The organism is Kitasatospora sp. NBC_00458, from assembly GCF_036013975.1.
Classification (GTDB): domain Bacteria; phylum Actinomycetota; class Actinomycetes; order Streptomycetales; family Streptomycetaceae; genus Kitasatospora.
In genome coordinates this window covers 5,193,173-5,214,431 of the sequence record NZ_CP107904.1, presented here as the reverse complement: position 1 = coordinate 5,214,431, position 21,259 = coordinate 5,193,173, and the positions used below count along the sequence as shown (strand labels likewise).

General features: G+C 71.1%; 17 protein-coding genes. All 17 read right to left on the bottom strand.

The features are described from left to right. Window positions 1–204: 204 nt before the first annotated feature. The 17 genes from OG550_RS21735 to OG550_RS21655 all read right to left on the bottom strand — a co-directional run bounded on the left by OG550_RS21735 (window position 205) and on the right by OG550_RS21655 (window position 21,245). Window positions 205–1,257 (bottom strand): thiamine pyrophosphate-dependent enzyme, encoded by a 1,053-nt coding sequence (locus OG550_RS21735; protein WP_327680024.1) that lies wholly within the window; start codon window positions 1,255–1,257, stop codon window positions 205–207. Continuing rightward, the gene (locus OG550_RS21730; RefSeq protein ID WP_327680022.1) at window positions 1,254–3,233 is read right to left on the bottom strand and encodes a 2-oxoacid:acceptor oxidoreductase subunit alpha; all 1,980 of its coding nucleotides are present in this window, start codon (window positions 3,231–3,233) and stop codon (window positions 1,254–1,256) included. The genes OG550_RS21735 and OG550_RS21730 overlap by 4 nt, the downstream gene beginning before the upstream one ends. Before the next feature lie 244 nt (window positions 3,234–3,477). Further along, entirely contained in the window at window positions 3,478–4,140 is a 663-nt protein-coding gene (locus tag OG550_RS21725) for a response regulator transcription factor (RefSeq protein WP_327680020.1), read from the bottom strand. A 189-nt stretch (window positions 4,141–4,329) separates the two neighbouring features. Continuing rightward, window positions 4,330–5,343 carry a polyprenyl synthetase family protein gene (locus OG550_RS21720; protein WP_327680018.1) on the bottom strand — a complete coding sequence of 338 codons (1,014 nt, stop codon included), beginning with the start codon at window positions 5,341–5,343 and terminating at the stop codon, window positions 4,330–4,332. Between the two features lie 221 nt (window positions 5,344–5,564). After that, a complete protein-coding gene (nuoN, locus tag OG550_RS21715; RefSeq protein ID WP_327680016.1) occupies window positions 5,565–7,202 on the bottom strand; it encodes an NADH-quinone oxidoreductase subunit NuoN in 1,638 nt (545 codons plus the stop codon). Continuing rightward, the gene (locus OG550_RS21710; protein WP_327680014.1) at window positions 7,199–8,848 is read right to left on the bottom strand and encodes an NADH-quinone oxidoreductase subunit M; all 1,650 of its coding nucleotides are present in this window, start codon (window positions 8,846–8,848) and stop codon (window positions 7,199–7,201) included. The genes nuoN and OG550_RS21710 overlap by 4 nt, the downstream gene beginning before the upstream one ends. A 37-nt stretch (window positions 8,849–8,885) precedes the next feature. Beyond that, window positions 8,886–10,781: an NADH-quinone oxidoreductase subunit L gene (nuoL, locus tag OG550_RS21705; RefSeq protein ID WP_327680012.1), complete on the bottom strand. Its 1,896-nt coding sequence runs from the start codon at window positions 10,779–10,781 to the stop codon at window positions 8,886–8,888. 14 nt (window positions 10,782–10,795) lie between these two features. After that, window positions 10,796–11,095, bottom strand: a complete 300-nt coding sequence (nuoK, locus tag OG550_RS21700) for an NADH-quinone oxidoreductase subunit NuoK (protein ID WP_209412994.1) — start codon at window positions 11,093–11,095, stop codon at window positions 10,796–10,798. Beyond that, window positions 11,092–12,030 (bottom strand): NADH-quinone oxidoreductase subunit J, encoded by a 939-nt coding sequence (locus tag OG550_RS21695; RefSeq protein WP_327680009.1) that lies wholly within the window; start codon window positions 12,028–12,030, stop codon window positions 11,092–11,094. Before OG550_RS21695 ends, nuoK begins: the two co-directional genes overlap by 4 nt. Next, window positions 12,027–12,638, bottom strand: coding sequence for an NADH-quinone oxidoreductase subunit NuoI (nuoI, locus tag OG550_RS21690; RefSeq protein WP_327680007.1), 612 nt, complete (start codon window positions 12,636–12,638; stop codon window positions 12,027–12,029). Before nuoI ends, OG550_RS21695 begins: the two co-directional genes overlap by 4 nt. A gap of 6 nt (window positions 12,639–12,644) precedes the next feature. Further along, window positions 12,645–13,991, bottom strand: a complete 1,347-nt coding sequence (gene nuoH / locus OG550_RS21685) for an NADH-quinone oxidoreductase subunit NuoH (RefSeq protein ID WP_327684034.1) — start codon at window positions 13,989–13,991, stop codon at window positions 12,645–12,647. Window positions 13,992–14,059: 68 nt separating this feature from the next. After that, complete coding sequence (locus OG550_RS21680) at window positions 14,060–16,537, bottom strand: NADH-quinone oxidoreductase subunit G (RefSeq protein WP_327680005.1); 2,478 nt, start codon at window positions 16,535–16,537, stop codon at window positions 14,060–14,062. Then, window positions 16,534–17,895 carry an NADH-quinone oxidoreductase subunit NuoF gene (gene nuoF, locus OG550_RS21675; protein WP_327680003.1) on the bottom strand — a complete coding sequence of 454 codons (1,362 nt, stop codon included), beginning with the start codon at window positions 17,893–17,895 and terminating at the stop codon, window positions 16,534–16,536. Before nuoF ends, OG550_RS21680 begins: the two co-directional genes overlap by 4 nt. Beyond that, a complete protein-coding gene (gene nuoE, locus OG550_RS21670; RefSeq protein ID WP_327680001.1) occupies window positions 17,895–18,635 on the bottom strand; it encodes an NADH-quinone oxidoreductase subunit NuoE in 741 nt (246 codons plus the stop codon). Before nuoE ends, nuoF begins: the two co-directional genes overlap by 1 nt. Beyond that, window positions 18,632–19,981 (bottom strand): NADH-quinone oxidoreductase subunit D, encoded by a 1,350-nt coding sequence (locus OG550_RS21665; protein WP_327679999.1) that lies wholly within the window; start codon window positions 19,979–19,981, stop codon window positions 18,632–18,634. The genes nuoE and OG550_RS21665 overlap by 4 nt, the downstream gene beginning before the upstream one ends. After that, window positions 19,981–20,694, bottom strand: coding sequence for an NADH-quinone oxidoreductase subunit C (locus tag OG550_RS21660; RefSeq protein WP_327679997.1), 714 nt, complete (start codon window positions 20,692–20,694; stop codon window positions 19,981–19,983). The genes OG550_RS21665 and OG550_RS21660 overlap by 1 nt, the downstream gene beginning before the upstream one ends. Beyond that, entirely contained in the window at window positions 20,691–21,245 is a 555-nt protein-coding gene (locus OG550_RS21655; protein WP_327679995.1) for a NuoB/complex I 20 kDa subunit family protein, read from the bottom strand. The genes OG550_RS21660 and OG550_RS21655 overlap by 4 nt, the downstream gene beginning before the upstream one ends. Window positions 21,246–21,259 lie beyond the last annotated feature (14 nt).

The following is a 21,259-nucleotide window of genomic DNA, read 5'->3' as shown; positions in this document are numbered from 1 at the left end:
CCCCGGACGCACTGACGCTCCGGCGCCGCCCGTCGGACGGCACGGCGCCGACCCGACGCCGCCACGGCGGCGGCGCATCGACGGCGCCACGACCGCACGGATGACGACGGCGCCCCCGGCCACTGTGGCCGGGGGCGCCGTTCCGTCGTACGGGGGGCCGTCGTACTGGGCCGCCGTACGGGGCCCGTCGTACAGGGGCTGCCGTCAGTCGACCGTCCAGGTGTCGCTGCCGGAGAGCAGCGCCGCGAGGTCACCCGGGCCGCGTTGGGCGGCGGCGGTTTCCAGCTGGCTGCTCATCAGCTCGTCGTACACCGGACGGCGAACGCTCCGCAGCACGCCGATCGGGGTGTGGTGCAGGGTGTCCGCGTCGGCGATCCGGGAGAGCGCGAACGCCGTGGACGGGCCGGCGGCGTGGGCGTCGTGGACCAGGACGGCGGACTCGTTAGAAGCGGTGACGGTGTCGACGAACAGCTCGCCGTCGGCGCCGCGGAAGACGCCCCGGGCCCGGTCGGCGCCGAAGCGGACCGGCTGCCCGTGCTCCAGCCTGATCAGCGCCTCGTCCCGGGTGCCGGCCTCCTTGAGCACCTCGAAGGCGCCGTCGTTGAAGATGTTGCAGTTCTGGTAGATCTCGACCAGCGCCGTGCCCTCGTGCTCGGCCGCCGCCCGGAGCACCGACTGGAGGTGCTGACGGTCGGAGTCGATGGTCCGGGCGACGAAGCTCGCCTCCGCACCGATCGCCAGCGAGAGCGGATTGAACGGGGCGTCCAGCGAACCCATCGGCGTGGACTTGGTGATCTTCCCGAGTTCACTGGTGGGCGAATACTGCCCCTTGGTCAGGCCGTAGATACGGTTGTTGAACAGCAGGATCTTCAGATTCACATTCCGCCGAAGCGCGTGGATCAGATGATTTCCGCCGATCGACAGCGCGTCGCCGTCGCCGGTCACCACCCAGACGCTCAGGTCCCGCCGGGAGGAGGCCAGCCCGGTGGCGATCGCCGGCGCGCGGCCGTGGATCGAGTGCACCCCGTAGGTGTTCATGTAGTAGGGGAAGCGCGACGAGCAGCCGATCCCGGAGACGAAGACGGTGTTCTCCCGTCTGATCCCCAGCTCCGGCATGAACGACTGCACCGCCGCCAGGATCGCGTAGTCACCGCAGCCGGGGCACCAGCGCACCTCCTGGTCGGTCTTGAAGTCCTTCGCGCTCTGCGGCGCTTCGGTCTTCGGGACCAGCTTCAACGAGGGGAACTTCTCGCTCATCGGTTGTCCTCCTCGTCCAGGTTCCCGATCGCCGCCCACAGCACGTCCGCCAACTGCGCCGCCTTGAAGGGGAGTCCGCGCACCTGGTTGTAGGACTGGGCGTCCACCAGGTACGTGCCGCGCAGCAGCAGCGCCAGCTGGCCGAGGTTCATCTCCGGAACGATGATCTTGTCGTAACTCCGCAGCACCGTGCCGAGGTTGGCGGGGAAGGGGTTGAGGTTGCGCAGGTGCGTCTGGGCGATCTCGCCGCCGTCCGCCCGGACCCGGCGGACGGCCGCCGTGATCGGGCCGTAGGTCGAACCCCAGCCGATCACCAGCACCCGGGCCTCCCCGGACGGGTCGTCGACCTCGGCCTCGGGCACCGTGATGCCGTCCACCTTGGCCTGGCGGGTACGGACCATGAAGTCGTGGTTGGCCGGGTCGTAGGAGATGTTGCCGGTGCCGTCCTGCTTCTCGATACCGCCGATCCGGTGCTCCAGACCCGGTGTGCCGGGCACCGCCCACGGCCGGGCCAGCGTCTGCGGATCGCGGAGGTACGGCCAGAAGGTGCCGTCCTCGCGGTTCGGTCCGGTGGCGAAGTCCGGGTTGATCTCGGGCAGTTCGTCGACCTCCGGGATCCGCCAGGGCTCGGACCCGTTGGCCAGGTAGCCGTCCGAGAGCAGGAACACCGGGGTGCGGTAGGTGACCGCGATCCGGGCCGCCTCCAGCGCCGCGTCGAAGCACTCCGCCGGGGTGGCCGGGGCCACGATCGGCACCGGGGCCTCGCCGTTGCGGCCGAACATCGCCTGCAGCAGGTCGGCCTGCTCGGTCTTGGTCGGCAGACCGGTGGACGGGCCGCCGCGCTGGATGTCCACCACCAGCAGCGGCAGTTCGAGCGAGACGGCCAGACCGATGGTCTCGCTCTTCAGCGCCACCCCCGGCCCGGAGGTGGTGGTCACGCCGAGCGCGCCGCCGAAGGCCGCACCGAGCGCCGCACCGATGCCGGCGATCTCGTCCTCGGCCTGGAAGGTGCGCACCCCGTAGTTCTTGTGCCTGCTGAGCTCGTGCAGGATGTCCGAGGCCGGGGTGATCGGGTACGAGCCCAGGTAGAGCGGCAGCCCGGACCGCTGGGAGGCGGCGATCAGGCCGTACGACAGGGCCAGGTTGCCGGAGATGTTGCGGTAGCGGCCCGGCGGCAGCTTGGCCGGCGACACCTCGTAGGAGACCGCGAACGACTCGGTCGTCTCACCGAAGTTCCAACCGGCCCGGAAGGCACTGATGTTGGCCTCGGCGATCTGCGGCTTCTTGGCGAACTTGCTGCGCAGGAAGGACTCGGTGCCGCGGGTCGGCCGGTGGTACATCCAGGAGAGCAGGCCGAGCGCGAACATGTTCTTCGCCCGCTCGGCGTCCTTGCGGGCCAGACCGCTGTCCTTGAGGGCCTCCAGGGTGAGCGTGGTCAGCGGCACCTTGTGCAGGTGGTAGCCCTCCAGCGAACCGTCGTCAAGCGGGTCCGCCCCGTAACCGACCTTGGCCAGCGCGCGCTTGGTGAACTCGTCGGTGTTGACGATGATCTCCGCACCGCGCGGCAGGTCCGCCAGGTTGGCCTTGAGCGCGGCCGGGTTCATCGCCACCAGGACGTTGGGCGCGTCCCCCGGGGTCAGGATGTCGTGGTCGGCGAAGTGGAGCTGGAAGGACGAGACGCCCGGCAGGGTCCCGGCGGGTGCCCGGATCTCGGCCGGGAAGTTGGGCAGGGTGGAGAGGTCGTTGCCGAAGGACGCCGTTTCGGAGGTGAAACGGTCGCCGGTGAGCTGCATGCCGTCGCCGGAGTCTCCGGCGAATCTGATGATCACCCGGTCCAACTTGCGGATCGGCTTGGCGCGCCTGGGCTGTGGACCGACCGGCACGGCAGGGCCGGAGCGGCCACCGCCGGGCCCGGACCGGCCCTCGTCGCCGTCCGAGCCGTCCACTGCTTCTGACTGATCGACCTGACTGGTCACTGCCGCGGACCTCCTCGTGGGCACCAGCCGCGGGCGTGAGCCGTGTGCCCCGTCCGCCTGGTGCACCTCTCGCATCCTATGCGGGTAAGGATTGCCTGGGACGGAACTACCCGATGCGGCGGAAAATCACCGCCGCATGCCGGTACAACACTCCGGGTGACCCGGCCCATACCCGAACGGGGGAGGTTCGTTCGAATGCCAACCGACTGTTCGGGAATGCCCTTCCCGCCGGGGGGCGGTGCATTCAGGAATTCAGATAAGTGAGCACCGCGAGAACCCGCCGGTGGTCGCCGGGGCTCTGCGTCAGGCCGAGCTTGAGGAAGATGTTGCTGACGTGCTTCTCGACCGCGCCCTCCGAGACGACCAGCTGCTTCGCCACCGCGGTGTTGGTCCGCCCCTCGGCCATCAGGCCCAGCACCTCGCGCTCCCGCGGGGTCAGCCCGGCCAGCACGTCACCCTTGCGGCTGCGGCTGAGCAGCTGCTGCACCACCTCGGGGTCCAGCGCGGTGCCGCCCTCGGCCACCCGGACCACGGCGTCCACGAACTCGCGGACCTCGGCCACCCGGTCCTTCAGCAGGTACCCGACGCCACGGGTGGATCCGGCCAGCAGTTCGGAGGCGTAGCGCTCCTCGACGAACTGCGACAGCACCAGCACGCCCAGCTCCGGGTAGAGGCCGCGGAGCGAGACGCAGGCGCGCAGGCCCTCGTCGGTGTGGGAGGGCGGCATCCGCACGTCCGAGACCACCACGTCCGGCAGCGCGTCGGCGGCCGCGAGGTCGTGGATCGTCTTGACCAGGGCGTCGCCGTCCCCGACGCCCGCGACGACCTCCAGGCCGCGGTCGGTGAGCAGCCTGGTCAGCCCTTCCCGCAGCAGTACGGAGTCCTCGGCGATGACGACGCGAAGCATGGCGGCCTTCCGGATGGGCGGAGCTGCGGGCGAAGCTGACGGGTGTCAGTCTCCCCCATCCGCACGCCCCCGAGGGCGGCCGGGCGGGAATTCACGCCGTCCACCGGGGCGGCCCGGCGGGGCGGCCCGCGGAGTCGGCCGCGCCGGAACCCCCCGGCGGGGCGGGGACCGGAGCCGACCGCGCCGGCCTCACATGGTGCGGATGGCCACCGAGTCGCAGAGCGCCCGGAGCGCCTCCTTGGCCGCGCCGTCCGGGAGCGGCTCCAGCAGAGCGCGGGCCTCCTCGGCGTGCCGCAGCGTCTCCCGGCGCGCGCGCTCCAGCGCCGGGTGGCGGCGCAGCAGCCGCAGCGTCTCGGCGTGCAGCTCGTCGTCGCCGCTGAGGTCACGGCTCAGCAGCTCGCGCAGCCGGGTGTCCGACGGGTCGGCGGGGTCGGCGGGCATCTGGCGGAGCAGCAGGGTCGGCAGGGTCTGCACGCCCTCGCGCAGGTCGGTGCCGGGGGTCTTGCCGGACTCGTGGCCGTCGCTCGCGATGTCCAGGACGTCGTCGGCCAGCTGGAAGGCGATGCCGATCCGCTCGCCGTAGGCGCTGAGGGTGTCGATCACCCAGGGCTCGGCACCGGCCAGCAGTGCTCCTATCCGGCAGGAGACGGCGATCAGCGAGCCGGTCTTGCCGGCCAGGACGTCGAGGTAGTGACGGAGCGGGTCGTCGTCCGCGGCCGGGCCGACCGTCTCCAGGATCTGGCCGGTGACCAGCCGCTCGAACGCGTCGGCCTGGACCCGGACGGCCTCCGGTCCCAGGTCCGCGAGCACCTGGGAGGCGCGGGAGAAGAGGAAGTCGCCGGTCAGGATGGCGACCGAGTTGTCCCAGCGCGAGTTGGCGCTGGGGGCGCCACGGCGCACCGGGGCCTCGTCCATGACGTCGTCGTGGTAGAGCGTGGCGAGGTGGGTGAGCTCGACGACGACGGCGGCCGGCACCACGCCGGGGGCGTTGGCGTCGCCGAACTGGGCGGCGAGCAGTACCAGCAGCGGGCGGAACCGCTTGCCGCCGGCCGCCATGAGGTGACCGGCGGTGACGGTGATGAACGGAACGTCGCTCTTCACGGCCTCGGCGAGCGCGACCTCGACGGCGTCCATCCCGGCCTGGACGTCGCGGGTCAGATCGCGGTCCTGCACGCTGAGCCCAAAGGGTCCCACGACGGTCACGAAGACCACTCCTCTGTCCCTGGTCGATCTAGCGGCCTGGTCCCTGAGTGGCGCCGCTGGCCATACAGGCAGGGTATCCGGTCGCGAGTGGATCACTGCACGGGCGTGCGGGTCTGTCATGGTCCGGGCGTCCGCGCTGGCCAGCGGGGATGCCGACGCGACACGTCCGGGCCGCGCGCAAGGGGCGCGGCCCGGACGGGCGGTGGGCGTTCGGCGGCCGCTCAGCCGACGAAGATCGAGGCCTTCGACGCCAGGTCCAGGAAGTACTGCGGAAGCAGTCCGAGGACGAGCGTGGCGAGGACCCCGATGCCGATCGCGGCGGCCGTGAAGGCGCTCGGGATCGCGACGGTCGGACCGCCCGGCTGCGGGTCCGAGAAGAACATCAGCACGATGACCCTGATGTAGAAGAACGCCGCCACCGCCGAGCTGAGCACACCGACGATCACCAGCGGGGTCGCCCCGCCGGCCGCCGCGGCCTGGAAGACCGCGAACTTCCCGGTGAAGCCGGACGTCAACGGGATGCCCGCGAAGGCCAGCAGGAAGAGCGCGAAGACCGCCGCGACCAGCGGGGAGCGCCGGCCCAGGCCGGCCCAGCTGGACAGGTGGGTCGCCTCCCCCTTGGAGTCGCGCACCAGGGTGACCACCGCGAAGGCGCCGAGCGTCACGAAGGAGTACGCCAGCAGGTAGAACAGCACCGAGCTCAGGCCCTGCTTGTTGGTGGCGATCACCCCGGTGAGGATGAACCCGGCGTGCGCGATCGAGGAGTAGGCGAGCAGCCGCTTGACGTCCTGCTGGGTGACGGCCAGGACCGCGCCGACCACCATGGTGAGGATCGCGACCCCCCACATCACCGGCCGCCAGTCCAGCCGCAGCGCGGGGAAGGCCACGTAGAACAGCCGCAGCACCGCGCCGAACGCGGCCACCTTGGTCGCGGCCGCCATGAAGCCGGTGACCGGGGTCGGCGCGCCCTGGTAGACGTCCGGGGTCCAGGAGTGGAACGGCACCGCGCCGACCTTGAAGAGCAGGCCGACCGCCAGCAGCGCCAGGCCGACCAGCAGCAGCGCGTCGTTCTGCGTGGTGGAGAGCAGTGCCGGGGTGGCCAGTGCCTTGCCGGAGATGACGTCCGAGATCTCGCCGAGCCGCACGCTGCCCGCGAACCCGTACAGCAGCGCGGTGCCGAACAGGAAGAACGCCGAGGCGAAGGCGCCGAGCAGGAAGTACTTGACCGCCGCCTCCTGGGAGAGCAGCCGGCGGCGCCGGGCCAGCGCGCAGAGCAGGTACAGCGGGAGGGAGAAGACCTCCAGCGCGACGAACATGGTCAGCAGGTCGTTGGCGGCGGGGAAGAGCAGCATCCCGCCGACCGCGAACATGGTGAGCGGGAAGACCTCGCTGGTGGTGAAGCCGGCCCGGATCGCGGAGCGCTCCTGCTCGCCGCCGGGCGTGGCGGCGGCCTGGGAGGCGAAGGCGTCGGCCGGCTCCCCCCCGGCCTTGGGTTCGAGGCCGCGCTCGGCGTAGGTCAGCACCGCGACCACCGCGACCAGCAGGATCACGCCCTGCAGGAAGAGCGCCGGGCCGTCCAGCGCCACCGCGCCCATCGCGAGCAGGTCGAACTTGGTGGAGCCGTAGCCCTGCGAGGCGAGCACCACCACGGCGGTGAACGCGCCGGCGAGGCCGACCAGGGCGAGGACGACCTGGGCCCAGTGCCGGTACCGGCGGGGCAGGAAGGCCTCCAGCAGGATGCCGGCCACGGCGGCGCCGAACACCACGAGCATCGGCGAGAGCTGGCCGTACTCGACATGCGGCGCGGGGATGCTCTGGGTGTTGCCGCCCGCGGCGGCGAGCCATCCGGTGGTGCTCACTTGTGCTCACCTCCTGAGCGGGCGGACCCGTCGCCCGGCGTTCCGTTGTCGGCGGCGACCGGGTGGGCCGGCGCCGGGTCGGTCTCGTGGACCTGCGAGAGGGTCGCGTCCACCGCCGGGTTGACGATGTCGGTGAGCGGCTTCGGGTAGACACCGAGCAGGATGGTCAGGGCGATCAGCGGTGTGACGACCGCGAGCTCGCGCACCTTGAGGTCGTGCATGCCGCGCACCCCGTCCTTGACCGGGCCGGTCATGGTGCGCTGGTAGAGCAGCAGGGCGTACAGCGCGGCGAGCACGATGCCGAAGGTGGCGACGATGCCGACCGCCGGGTACCGGGTGAAGGTGCCCACCAGGACGAGGAACTCGCTGACGAAGGGCGCGAGTCCCGGCAGCGAGAGGGTGGCCAGTCCGCCGATCAGGAAGGTCCCGGCGAGCACCGGGGCGACCGTCTGGACGCCGCCGTAGTCGGCGATCAGGCGCGAACCGCGGCGGGAGATCAGGAAGCCGGCCACCAGCATCCACGCGGCGGTGGAGATCCCGTGGTTGACCATGTAGAGGGTGGCCCCGCTCTGACCCTGGCTGGTCAGCGCGAAGATGCCCATGATGATGAAGCCGAAGTGCGAGATCGAGGCGTAGGCGACCAGCCGCTTGATGTCCTTCTGACCGATCGCCAGCAGCGCGCCGTAGACGATCCCGATCACCGAGAGGACCAGGATCGCCGGGGCGAAGGTCTTCGAGGCGTCCGGGAAGAGCCCGAGGCAGAAGCGGAGCATCGCGAAGGTGCCGACCTTGTCCACCACCGCGGTGATCAGGACGGCCGTCCCGGCGGTGGACTCGCCCATCGCGTTCGGCAGCCAGGTGTGCAGCGGCCAGAGCGGGGCCTTCACCGCGAAGGCGAAGAAGAAGCCCAGGAACAGCGCCTTCTCGGCCGTCCCGCCGATCTCCAGCCGGCCGTCGGCGATCGCGCCGGTCAGGGTCCGCAGGTCGAAGGTGCCGAAGCCCTGCTCCTGCGCGATCACGTACAGCCCGATCACCGCGGCCAGCATGACCAGGCCGCCGAGCAGGTTGTACAGCAGGAACTTGACCGCCGCGTAGGAGCGCTGGCGGGCGGACTCGGGGCCGCCGGCCCGGTCGCCGAAGCCGCCGATCAGGAAGTACATCGGGATCAGCATGGCTTCGAAGAAGACGTAGAACAGGAAGACGTCGGTGGCGTAGAAGGAGACGACGACCATCGCCTCCACCGCCAGGATCAGGGCGAAGAAGCCCTGGGTGCGCCGCCTGTTCTCGAAGGTGCCGTCCGGGGCCGCGGGCGCCGGGTCGGCGTCGTGCCAGGAGGCGAGCATCACGATCGGCACCAGGACCGCGGTGAGCAGGGCCAGGACCGCGCCGATGCCGTCCACGCCGAGCGAGAAGGTGATGCCGAAGGAGCGGATCCAGCTGTACGACTCGGTCAGCTGGTAGCGCGCGCCGTCCGGGTCGAACCGCGCGGTCACCGCGGCGGCCAGCGCCAGGGTGACGACGGAGACGGCCAGCGCGACGGTCTTGGTGGTCCGCCGCCTGGCGTCGGTGGACCCGGCGGGCAGGGCGGCGGTCAGCACCGCGCCTGCCGCCGGGACGGCGCACGTGGCGGTGAGCAGGGCGCTCATGGCCGGACCTCCCGACGGTGCGTGTAATCCCAATCCATCAGACGGACCTCATCAGGAGAGTCGTGGCGACCAGCACCAGCGTGCCGCCGAACATGGAGAGCGCGTACGACCGGACGTAGCCGTTCTGGATCCGGCGCAGCCTGCTGGAGATGCCGCCGATGGTGGCGGCCAGGCCGTTGACGAAGCCGTCCAGGCCGCGGCTGTCGAAGTAGACCAGCGCCGCGGTGAGCGCCGAACCGGGACGCACCAGGACCGCGTGGTTGAAGTCGTCCTGGAGGAGGTCCCGGCGGGCGGCCCGGGTGAGCGGGGACCCGTACGGCGGCAGCACCGGGACGGCGGAGCGCCCGTACATCAGGTACGAGACGGTGACGCCGACCACCATGCAGGCGGTGGTGAGCAGGGTGACGGTGAGTTCGCCGAGCGGCGAGTCGCCGTGGGCGTGGCCGGTGACCGGCTCCAGCCAGGTGACGAAGGAGCTGTTGTAGGCGAAGATCGCGCCGGCGAAGACCGAGCCGAAGGCCAGCACGATCATCGGCGCGGTCATGGTCTTCGGCGACTCGTGCGGGTGCGGGTCGTTGCCCTCGGCGTCCGGCTGCCAGCGGCGCTCCCCGAAGAAGGTCAGGATCATCACCCGGGTCATGTAGAACGCGGTGACGGCGGCGCCGAGGAGGGTGCAGAAGCCGAGGATCCAGCCCTCGGTGCCGCCCTTGGCGAAGGCCGCTTCGATGATCTTGTCCTTGGAGAAGAACCCGGAGAGGCCGGGGAACCCGATGATCGCCAGGTAGCCGAGGCCGAACGTCACGAAGGTGACCGGCATGAACTTCCGCAGGCCGCCGTAGTGACGCATGTTCACCTCGTCGTTCATGCCGTGCATGACCGACCCGGCGCCGAGGAAGAGCCCGGCCTTGAAGAAGCCGTGGGTCACCAGGTGCATGATCGCGAAGGCGTAGCCGATCGGGCCGAGGCCGGCCGCGAGGATCATGTAGCCGATCTGCGACATGGTCGAGCCGGCCAGCGCCTTCTTGATGTCGTCCTTGGCGCAACCGACGACCGCACCGAACAGCAGGGTGACCGTCCCGACCACCACCACGGCGGTCTGGGCGTCCGGCGCCAGGTTGAAGATCGCCCCGGAACGGGTGATCAGGTAGACGCCGGCGGTCACCATGGTGGCCGCGTGGATCAGGGCCGAGACCGGGGTCGGACCCTCCATGGCGTCCCCGAGCCACGACTGCAGCGGCACCTGGGCGGACTTGCCGCAGGCCGCGAGCAGCAGCATCAGGCCGATCGCGGTCAGCTTGCCCTCGCTCGCCTGGTCCGCCGCGCCGAAGACCGGCTCGAAGGTGAAGGAGCCGAACTCGACGAACATCAGCATGATCGCGATCGAGAGGCCCATGTCACCGACGCGGTTGACGATGAAGGCCTTCTTCGCGGCCGTGGCGGCGCTCGGCTTGTGCTGCCAGAAGCCGATCAGCAGGTAGGAGGCGAGGCCGACGCCCTCCCAGCCGAAGTACAGCAGGAGGTAGTTGTCGGCGGTCACCAGCAGCAGCATCGCCGACAGGAAGAGGTTCAGGTAGGCGAAGAAGCGGCGCCGGCGCTCGTCGTGCGCCATGTAGCCCACCGAGTAGAGGTGGATCAGGGTGCCGACGCCGGTGATCAGCAGGACGAAGGTCATCGAGAGCTGGTCGAGCTGGAACGCGATGTCGGCCTGGAAGCCGTTCACCGGGATCCAGCTGAACAGGTTCTCCGTGAGCGTGCGGTCCTCGGCCTCCCGGCCCAGCATGTCCGAGAAGAGGACGACGCCGAAGCCGAAGGAGAGCGCGGCGAGCGCGGTGGCCAGCCAGTGGCCGAACCGGTCGAACACCCGGCCGCCGAGCAGCAGCAGGGCGGCGCCGGCCAGCGGGGCCGCGACCAGAAGCGGAATGAGAGAGTTCACCGAAGGCCCTCCGCCTACAGCTTCATGAGGTTGCTGTCGTCGACCGAAGCGGAATGCCTGGTCCGGAAGATGGAGACGATGATGGCGAGGCCGACCACGACCTCGGCCGCCGCGACCACCATGGTGAAGAACGCGATGATCTGGCCGTCCAGGTTGCCGTGCAGCCGGGAGAAGGTGACCAGCGCCAGGTTGGAGGCGTTGAGCATCAGCTCGACGCACATGAACAGGACGATCGCGTTCCGCCGGATCAGTACGCCGGAGGCGCCGATGGTGAACAACAGGGCGGAGAGATAGAGGTAGTTGACCGGATTCACTCCGCCCCCTCCTCGTCGTGGTCGGGTGCCTGGTGGCCGTTCGGCACCGGTTCGAGGGTCTTGCGCCGGCCCTCCGGGTGCTCCAGCTCCTTGCGGGGGCCGGTCACCGGCGGGCGCTCGGACGACGGGCGTCCCAGCCAGTCCGCGGTGGCGGCCTCCAGCTCGGCCATCCGGGCCAGCATCTCGTGGCTGACGTCGCGGATCTGGCCGCGCTCGCGGAGGGTCGCCATCACCGAGTCCTCGGCGATGGTGCCGTCCGGCAGCAGCGCCGGGACGTCCACCGCGTTGTGCCGGGCGTAGACGCCGGGCGCGGGCTTCGGCGGGAGCTGGATGTTGTCCCGCACGCGCTGGTCGGCCAGCTCGCGCTGGGTCTTCGGGGGCTTCACGTGCTCGCGGTGGGTCAGCACCATGGCACCGATCGCGGCGGTGATCAGCAGTGCGCCGGTGACCTCGAAGGCCCAGACGTACTTGGTGAAGATCAGCCTGGCCAGCCCCTGGACATTGCCCTCGGCATTGGCCTCGCCGAGGCCCGTGAAGGTGTCCAGCCTGGCGTTGGCGATCCCGGCGAGCAGCAGCACCCCGAAGCCGAGGCCGCAGAACACCGCGGCGAACCGCTGGCCCTTCAGCTGCTCCTTCAGCGAGTCCGCGCTGGTCACGCCGACCAGCATCACCACGAAGAGGAACAGCATCATGATCGCGCCGGTGTAGACGACGATCTGCACCACGCCCAGGAACACCGCGCCCTGGGCCATGTAACAGACCGCCAGGGCGAGCATGGTGGCGGCCAGGCAGAGCGCGCTGTGCACGGCCTTCTTCATCAGCAGCATGCCGAGCGCGCCGCCGACGGCGATCACCGCGAGGACCCAGAACTGGACGGCCTCACCGGTGGAGGTCGCGCCGGTGACGGCGGCGAGGGCGGCGGGGGCGGCGGTCACGACAGCTCCTCCTTCTCCCGGTCGGTGCGCTCCTGCTGGACCGTCCCGGGCGCCGCCGCGGTGATCTCGCCCCGGTAGTACGCGCCCTCGTCGGCGCCCGGGAAGATCGAGTGCGGGCTGTCGACCATGCCCTCGGAGAGGCCGACCAGCAGCTGCTCCTTGGTGAAGATGAGGTCGGCGCGGGAGGAGTCCGCCAGCTCGTACTCGTTGGTCATGGTGAGCGCGCGGGTCGGACAGGCCTCGATGCAGAGGCCGCAGAGGATGCAGCGGGCGTAGTTGATCTGGTACACCGCGCCGTACCGCTCACCGGGCGAGTAGCGCTCGTCCTCCCGGTTGTCGGCGCCCTCGACGTAGATCGCGTCGGCCGGGCAGGCCCAGGCGCAGAGCTCGCAGCCGACGCACTTCTCCAGGCCGTCCGGGTGCCGGTTCAGCTGGTGGCGGCCGTGGAAGCGCGGAGCGGTGGGCTTCTTCTGCTCCGGGTACTGCTCGGTGAGCCGCTTCTTGAACATGGCCTTGAAGGTCACGCCGAAGCCGGCGGCCGGCCCGAGGACGGACGGCTTCTCGGTCGGCTCGGGCCGGTCGGCCCGGGCGTTCTGGTCGGACGACATCTCGGTTCAGCTCCCTTCGGAATGGTCGGCCCCGTTGAGGGCGTCCTGGAGTTGCTTCGGGGCGCGGCTGGGCCGGCGCGGGACCGGCGGAAGCTGCTGCCCGGGCAGCGGCGGCACCGGGTACCCGCCCGCCATCGGGTCGAACTCGGGCTCCGGGGCGGCCGCTTCGTCCTCCGGCTTGCGCTTCACGATGTCCCGGACCAGACCGAGCAGCAGGAGGACACCCACCGGGGCCCCGACGTAGAGCACCACCTGGCCGAACTCGTAGCCCTCGTTGCGCAGTGCCCGGACGCTGGCCACCATCACCAGCCAGACCAGCGAGACCGGGATCAGCACCTTCCAGCCGAGCTTCATGAACTGGTCGTAGCGGAGCCGGGGAAGGGTGCCGCGCAGCCAGATGAAGAAGAAGAGCAGCAGCTGGATCTTGAGGATGATCCAGAGCATCGGCCACCAGCCGTGGTTGGCGCCCTCCCAGAAGGTGGAGACCGGCCAGGGGGCCCGCCAGCCGCCGAGGAACAGGGTGGAGGCCACCGCCGAGACGGTGACCATGTTGACGTACTCGGCCAGCATGAACATCGCGAACTTCAGCGAGGAGTACTCGGTGTTGAAGCCGCCGACCAGCTCGCCCTCGGCCTCCGGGAGGTCGAACGGCGCCCGGTTGGTCTCCCCGACCATCGCGATGATGTAGACGATGAACGACACCGGCAGCAGGACCGCGAACCAGGTCGGTTGCTGCGAGGAGACGATCTCCGAGGTGGACATCGAGCCCGAGTAGATGAACACCGCCGCGAACGACAGGCCCATCGCGATCTCGTAGCTGATCATCTGCGCGGAGGAGCGGATCCCGCCGAGCAGCGGGTAGGTCGAGCCCGAGGACCAGCCGGCCAGCACGATGCCGTAGATGCCGACCGAGGCGGTCGCCAGGATGTAGAGCAGGGCCACCGGGAAGTCGGTCAGCTGGAGCGGCGTCCGGGTGCCGAAGATCGACACCTCGTCGCCGGCCGGACCGAACGGGATCACCGCGAAGGCCATGAAGGCCGGGATGGCGCAGACGATCGGGGCCAGGATGTAGACCGCCTTGTCGGCGCCCTTGACCACCAGGTCTTCCTTGAGCGCCAGCTTCACGCCGTCGGCGAGCGACTGCAGCAGCCCCCACGGGCCGTGCCGGTTGGGCCCGATGCGCAACTGCATCCAGGCCACCACCTTGCGCTCCCAGACGATCGCGACGAGCACCGTGCCGACCAGGAAGGCGAAGCAGAAGACCGCCTTGAGCAGCACCAGCCACCAGGGGTCGCGGCCGAAGAAGCCGAGCGTCCCGTACGCGGCGACGTCCTGCGCCGCCGCCGCGGACACGGCGGCTTCGTGGGACGAGAGCAGGGACGCGGCGGCGTCGAACGCCGAGACGTCGAGTGCGGCGAGACTCACTTCTCCTCCTCGTCGGGCTCGGTGGCCTCCGCCGCGGCGATGGTGACCAGGTGGCCGGTGGTGGTGCCGAGCGCGCGGTGGGCGCCGCCCGGAGTGGAGTTGAGCGGGATCCAGACCGTGCGGTCCGGCATCTCCTTGGTGATCTCCAGCGGCAGGGTGAGCGAGCCGGCCGGACCGGTCAGCCGCAGTGCGGCGGGCGGACCGTCGGCGCCGAGCTCCCCGGCGGTGGTCGGCGAGATCCTGGCGACCGCCGGGTGCCGGGTGCCGGCCAGGTGCGGATCGCCCTGCTGGAGGGTGCCCCGGTCGAGCAGCAGCCGCCAGCCGGCCAGCACCGCCTGACCGGTGGCCGGCCGCGGCAGCAGACCGGGGTGGGCCGCCGGGGCGGCCGGGCGGTCGCCGGTCCAGGGCGCGAACCGGTCCAGCTCCAGCCGGGCGGACCGGACGTCCGGCAGGCCGAGCCGGTGGCCCAGCGCGTCGGCGAGCATGTTCAGCACCCGCAGGTCCGGGTGCAGGTGACGGCCCATCTGCTGGTCCGGCTTGAGCGCGGCCTCGAACATCCGCACCCGGCCCTCCCAGTCGAGGAAGGTGCCGGCCTTCTCCGCCACCGCGGCGACCGGCAGCACCACGTCCGCGTGCGCGGTGACCGCGGACGGGCGCAGCTCCAGCGACACCACGAACCGGGCGGCGGTCAGCGCCTCCTCGGCCAGCGCCGGGTCGGGCAGGTCGTCCGGGTCGACACCGCCGACCAGCAGCGCGTCCAGGTCGCCGTGGGCGGCGGCCGCGAGGATCTGGTCGGTGTCCCGGCCGAGCCGGGCCGGGAGTTCGACCACCCCCCAGGCCGCGGCGGCCTCGGCCCGGGCGGCCGGAGCGGTCACCGGGCGGCCGCCGGGCAGCAGCCCGGGCAGCGCGCCCGCCTCGACCGCGCCGCGCTCGCCGGCCCGCCGCGGGACCCAGGCGATCCGGGCGCCGGTGGCGTGCGCCAGCCGGAGCACCGCGGTGAGCGCTCCGGGGGCGGCGGACAGCCGCTCACCGGCCAGGATGACCGAACCGGGGGTGCGGAGCAGCTCCGCGGCCCGGCCGGCGTCGTCGTTGAGCGGCTCGTCGGCGGCGAGCGCCGCCAGCCACTCGGCCTCGGTCCCGGGGGCGGCCGGCAGCAGCGCGCCGCGCAGCTTGCCCAGGCCCCGGGAGGCGTGCGTGGCGATCGAGAACACCCGCAGCCCGTGGCTGCGGGTCGCCTTGCGCAGCCGCAGGAAGACGATCGGCGACTCCTCCTCCGGCTCCAGACCGGCGAGCAGCACGCCCGGAGCCGACTCCAGCTCCTCGTAGGAGACGCCGGTGCCGTCCACGTCGACGCCGCGCCCGGCGACGGCCGCGGCCAGGAAGTCCGCCTCCTCACCGCTGTGCGGGCGGGCCCGGAAGTCCACGTCGTTGGTGCCGAGCACCACGCGCGCGAACTTGGCGTACGCGTAGGCGTCCTCGACGGTGACCCGGCCGCCGGTCAGGACACCGGTGCGGGCACCGCGCAGTCCCTCGGCGGCCCTCGCCAGCGCCTCCGGCCAGGAGGCGGCGACCAGCTCGCCGTCCCGCCGCACCAGCGGGGCGGTGATCCGGTCGCGCTGCTGGGCGTAGCGGAAGGCGAACCGGCCCTTGTCGCAGTTCCACTCCTCGTTCACCGCCGGGTCGTCGCCGGCCAGCCGGCGGAGCACCTTGCCGCGCCGGTGGTCGGTGCGCTGGGCACAGCCCGCCGAGCAGTGCTCGCAGACGCTCGGCGAGGAGACCAGGTCGAACGGGCGGGAGCGGAAGCGGTAGGCCGCCGAGGTGAGGGCGCCGACCGGGCAGATCTGGATGGTGTTGCCGGAGAAGTACGACTCGAAGTCGTCGCCCTCACCGGTACCGACCTGCTGGAGCGCACCGCGCTCGACCAGGTCGATGAACGGGTCGCCGGCGATCTGCTGGGAGAAGCGGGTGCAGCGGGCGCAGAGCACGCACCGCTCGCGGTCCAGGAGCACCTGGGTGCTGATCGGGACCGGCTTCTCGTAGGTGCGCTTCATCCCCTCGAAGCGGGAGTCGGCGTCACCGGTCGCCATCGCCTGGTTCTGCAGCGGGCACTCGCCGCCCTTGTCGCAGACCGGGCAGTCCAGCGGGTGGTTGATCAGCAGCAGTTCCATCACGCCGCGCTGCGCCTTCTCGGCGACCGGCGAGCTGACCTGCGTCCGGACCACCATGCCCTCGGCCACCGGGATGGTGCAGGAGGCGACCGGCTTGCGCTGGCCCTCGATCTCGACGATGCACTGGCGGCAGGCGCCGGCCGGGTCGAGCAGCGGGTGGTCGCAGAAGCGCGGGATCTGGGTGCCCACCTGCTCGGCGGCCCGGATCACCAACGTCCCCTTGGGGACCTGCACTTCGACGCCGTCGATGGTGAGCGTGACCAGTTCGACCGCGGCCTTGGAGGTGGATGGCTCTGTGATCGTCACGCGTGCACCTCCCTTTCGGTGGCGGACTGGTGGCCGGGGCGGGGGCCGTCGGCCCAGACGGTGGAGGCGGCCGGGTCGAAGGGGCAGCGACGCTCCGCGAGGTGCTGCTCGTACTCGGCCCGGAAGTGCTGGAGCGAGGAGACGATCGGGCTGGCCGCGCCGTCCCCCAGTGCGCAGAAGGACTTGCCGTTGATGTTGTCGGCGATGTCGAGGAGCTTCTCAAGGTCCCCGTCGACGCCCTCGCCGGCCTCGATCCGCCGGAGCAGCTGGACCAGCCAGTAGGTGCCCTCGCGGCAGGGGGTGCACTTGCCGCAGGACTCGTGGGCGTAGAACTCCGTCCACCGGGTGACGGCCCGGACCACGCAGGTGGTCTCGTCGAAGACCTGCAGTGCCTTGGTGCCGAGCATCGAGCCGGCCGCGCCGACGCCCTCGTAGTCGAGCGGGACGTCGAGGTGCTCGTCGGTGAACATCGGGGTGGACGAGCCGCCCGGGGTCCAGAACTTGAGCCGGTGCCCCGACCGGATGCCGCCGCTGATGTCGAGCAGCTGGCGCAGGGTCACGCCGAGCGGGGCCTCGTACTGGCCGGGGTTGGTGACGTGGCCGGAGAGCGAGTAGAGCGTGAAGCCCGGGGACTTCTCGGTGCCCAGGCCCTTGAACCACTCCTTGCCCTTGGCCAGGATCGGCGGCACCGAGGCGATCGACTCGACGTTGTTGACCACGGTCGGGCAGGCGTAGAGGCCGGCGATGGCCGGGAACGGCGGACGCAGCCTCGGCTGGCCGCGGCGCCCCTCCAGCGAGTCGAGCAGGGCCGTCTCCTCGCCGCAGATGTACGCGCCGGCGCCGGCGTGGACGGTGATGTCCAGGTCCAGGTCGGAGCCGAGGATGTCCTTGCCGAGCAGCCCGGCCGCGTACGCCTCGGCGACGGCGGCCTGCAGCCGGCGGAGCACCGGGACGACCTCGCCGCGCAGGTAGATGAAGGCGTGGTCGCAGCGGATCGCGTAGGACGCGATGATCATGCCTTCGATCAGCGAGTGCGGGTTGGCGAAGAGCAGCGGGATGTCCTTGCAGGTGCCCGGCTCGGACTCGTCCGCGTTGACCACCAGGTAGTGCGGCTTGCCGTCGTTCTGCGGGATGAACTGCCACTTCATGCCGGTGGGGAACCCGGCGCCGCCGCGGCCGCGCAGGCCGGAGTCCTTGACCAGCGCGATCACCTCGTCCGGTGCCATCGCGAGGGCCGCCTTCAGCCCTTCGTACCCGGCGTGGCGGCGGTAGGTGGCAAGGGTCCAGGGCCGGCTGTCGTCCCAGGAGGCGGAGAGCACGGGGGTGAGGAGCTTCTCGGCCGGCTCGGCGGAGGTCATCACGCTTCGGTCCCTTCGTGGCGGGGCGAGACGACGCGGGTGCCGCCGGTGCCGGGCAGGGCCTCGCCGCGGGCCAGCCGCAGGCCGGCCAGCGAGGGGGCGCCGCCGGCGCCGGACTCGTCGACGGCCCCGGTCCGCTCGTCGGGGAAGCCGGCCAGGATGCGGGCGGTGTCCTTGAAGGAGCAGAGCTTGGCGCCTCGGGTGGGGGTGGCCTCCCGGCCCGCCCGCAGGTCGTCGACCAGCTGCTTGGCGCTCTCCGGGGTCTGGTTGTCGAAGAACTCCCAGTTGACCATCACCACGGGTGCGTAGTCGCAGGCCGCATTGCACTCGATGTGCTCGATCGAGATCCGGCCGTCCTCGGTGGTCTCGTTGTTCTTGACGCCGAGGTGCTGCTGGAGCTCGGCGAAGATCTCGTCGCCGCCGAGCACCGCGCAGAGCGTGTTGGTGCAGACCCCGACGTGGTACTCGCCGGCCGGCCGGCGCCGGTACATGGTGTAGAAGGTCGCGACGGCGGTGACCTCGGCGGTGGTGAGCTCCAACTGCTCGGCGCAGAACCGGATGCCGGTCGGACTGACGAAGCCCTCCTCGGCCTGCACCAGGTGCAGCAGCGGCAGCAGTGCGGACCGGGCCACCGGGTAGCGCCCGATCAGCTCGGCGGCGTCGGCGACCAGCCTGGCGTGCACCTCCTCGGGGTACGGCCTGGCCGGCAGTGCCGGCATCCCCAACTGGACGTCTGTCACCGGTCCACGCCTCCCATCACCGGGTCGATCCCGGCCACCGCGACGATCACGTCGGCCACCTGGCCGCCCTCGCACATCGCCGCCATCGTCTGCAGATTGGTGAACGACGGGTCCCGGAAGTGCACCCGGTACGGGCGCGTCCCGCCGTCGCTGACCACGTGCACGCCGAGCTCGCCCTTCGGCGACTCGACCGCCGCGTACGCCTGGCCGACCGGGACCCGGAACCCCTCGGTGACCAGCTTGAAGTGGTGGATCAGGGCCTCCATCGAGGTGCCCATGATCTTCCGGATGTGGTCGAGCGAATTGCCCATCCCGTCCGGGCCGACGGCGAGCTGGGCCGGCCAGGCGATCTTCTTGTCGGCCACCATGACCGGACCGGGGCGGAGCCGGTCCAGGCACTGCTCGACGATCCGCAGCGACTGCTTCATCTCCTCCAGGCGGATCAGGAAGCGGCCGTACGAGTCGGCGCCGTCGGCGACCGCGACCTCGAAGTCGTAGTCCTCGTAGCCGCAGTACGGGTCGGTCTTGCGCAGGTCGTGCGGCAGACCGGTGGCGCGCAGGATCGGGCCGGTGGCGCCGAGGGCCAGGCAGCCGGGCAGGTCGAGGAAGCCGACGTCGACCAGGCGCGCCTTGAACACCGGGTTGCCGGTGGCGAGTTTGTCGTACTCGTGCATCCGGGAGCGGATGGTCTTCACGGCCTCGCGGATCTGGTCCACCGCGCCCGGCGGGAGGTCCTGGGCGAGGCCGCCGGGGCGGACGTACGCGTGGTTCATCCGCAGGCCGGTGACCAGCTCGAAGACGTCCAGGATCAGTTCGCGGTCCCGGAAGCCGTAGATCATCAGCGTGGTGGAGCCGATCTCCATGCCGCCGGTGGCCAGGCAGACCAGGTGCGAGGAGATCCGGTTGAGCTCCATCATCAGGACGCGGATGACGGTGGCCCGGTCGGGGACGTCGTCGGTGATGCCGAGCAGCTTCTCGACGGCCAGGCAGTAGGCGGTCTCGTTGAACAGCGGAGTCAGGTAGTCCATCCGGGTCACGAAGGTGGTGCCCTGGACCCAGCTGCGGAACTCCATGTTCTTCTCGATGCCGGTGTGGAGGTAGCCGATGCCGCAGCGGGCCTCCGTCACCGTCTCGCCGTCGATCTCCAGGATCAGCCGCAGCACGCCGTGGGTGGACGGGTGCTGGGGGCCCATGTTGACGATGATGCGCTCGTCGTCGGCCCGGCCGACGGCCTCGACCACCTCGCCCCAGTCACCGCCGGTGACCGTGAAGACCCGGCCCTCGGTGGTCTCCCGGGCGGCCGCCTCCGCCGCCTCCTGCGCCTCTTCGTAGTGCTGGGTGCTCATCAGCTGTACGACCTCCGCTGGTCGGGCGCCGGGATCTGGGCGCCCTTGTACTCGACGGGGATGCCGCCGAGCGGGTAGTCCTTGCGCTGCGGGTGGCCCAGCCAGTCGTCCGGCATCATGATCCGGGTGAGCGCCGGGTGGTCCTCGAAGACCAGGCCGAAGAAGTCGTAGGCCTCGCGCTCGTGCCAGTCGTTGGTCGGGTAGACGCTGACCACGGACGGAACGCGCGGGTCGGCGTCCGGTGCGGTGACCTCCAGCCTGATCAGCCTGCCGTGGGTGATCGAGCGCAGGTGGTAGACCGCGTGCAGCTCGCGGCCGTGGTCGCCCGGGTAGTGCACGCCGCTCACGCCGAGGCAGAGCTCGAACCGGAGCGCCGGATCGTCGCGCAGCGTGCGGGCGGTGCGGAGCAGGTGCTCGCGGGCGATGTGGAAGGTGAGTTCGGCGCGGTCGACGACGGTCTTCTCGATCACCTCGGCCGGGTCGAGCCCCTGCTCCTCCAGCGCGCCCTCAAGCTCGTCGGCCACCTCGTCGAACCAGCCGCCGTAAGGGCGCTCGCTCGCCGGCGGCAGCGCGATCGGGGCGACCAGCCCGCCGAAGCCGGAGGTGTCGCCGCTGTCCTGGGCGCCGAACATGCCCTGCCGGCGGCCGACCACCTCGACCGGGATCTCGCGGCGCGGCTCCTCGCGGCGGGTCCCGGGTACCTGGTCGCTCATCGCAGCAGCCCCCGCATCTCGCTCACGGGGGTGGCCTGCAGCGCGAGCGCCTCGCCCAGCTCCTCGGCCCGGCGCCTGTTCACGCCCAGCGGCTCGTGCTGGATCTTGTCGTGCAGCTTCAGGATCGCGTCCATCAGCATCTCCGGGCGGGGCGGACAACCCGGCAGGTAGATGTCCACCGGAACGATGTGATCGACACCCTGGACGATCGCGTAGTTGTTGAACATCCCGCCCGACGAGGCACAGACGCCCATCGAGATGACCCACTTCGGATTGGCCATCTGGTCGTAGACCTGGCGCAGCACCGGGGCCATCTTCTGGCTCACCCGGCCTGCCACGATCATCAGATCGGCCTGCCGGGGCGAGCCCCGGAACACCTCCATGCCGAACCGGGCCAGGTCGTAGCGGCCCGCGCCCGTGGTCATCATCTCGATCGCGCAGCAGGCCAGCCCGAAAGTGGCCGGGAAGAGCGACGCCTTGCGCACCCAGCCGGCGGCCGTCTCCACGGTCGTGAGCAGAAAGCCGCTCGGCAGCTTCTCCTCGATTCCCATCAGATCCCTCTCAA

Bases quoted from the DNA above. Each gene is read 5' to 3' on its own strand.
- nuoI (WP_327680007.1), bottom strand. From the start codon at position 12,638: ATGTCGTCCGACCAGAACGCCCGGGCCGACCGGCCCGAGCCGACCGAG.
- OG550_RS21710 (WP_327680014.1), bottom strand. From the start codon at position 8,848: ATGAGCGCCCTGCTCACCGCCACGTGCGCCGTCCCGGCGGCAGGCGCG.
- nuoF (WP_327680003.1), bottom strand. From the start codon at position 17,895: ATGACCTCCGCCGAGCCGGCCGAGAAGCTCCTCACCCCCGTGCTCTCC.
- OG550_RS21665 (WP_327679999.1), bottom strand. From the start codon at position 19,981: ATGAGCACCCAGCACTACGAAGAGGCGCAGGAGGCGGCGGAGGCGGCC.
- OG550_RS21735 (WP_327680024.1), bottom strand. From the start codon at position 1,257: ATGAGCGAGAAGTTCCCCTCGTTGAAGCTGGTCCCGAAGACCGAAGCG.
- OG550_RS21725 (WP_327680020.1), bottom strand. From the start codon at position 4,140: ATGCTTCGCGTCGTCATCGCCGAGGACTCCGTACTGCTGCGGGAAGGG.
- OG550_RS21660 (WP_327679997.1), bottom strand. From the start codon at position 20,694: ATGAGCGACCAGGTACCCGGGACCCGCCGCGAGGAGCCGCGCCGCGAG.
- OG550_RS21655 (WP_327679995.1), bottom strand. From the start codon at position 21,245: ATGGGAATCGAGGAGAAGCTGCCGAGCGGCTTTCTGCTCACGACCGTG.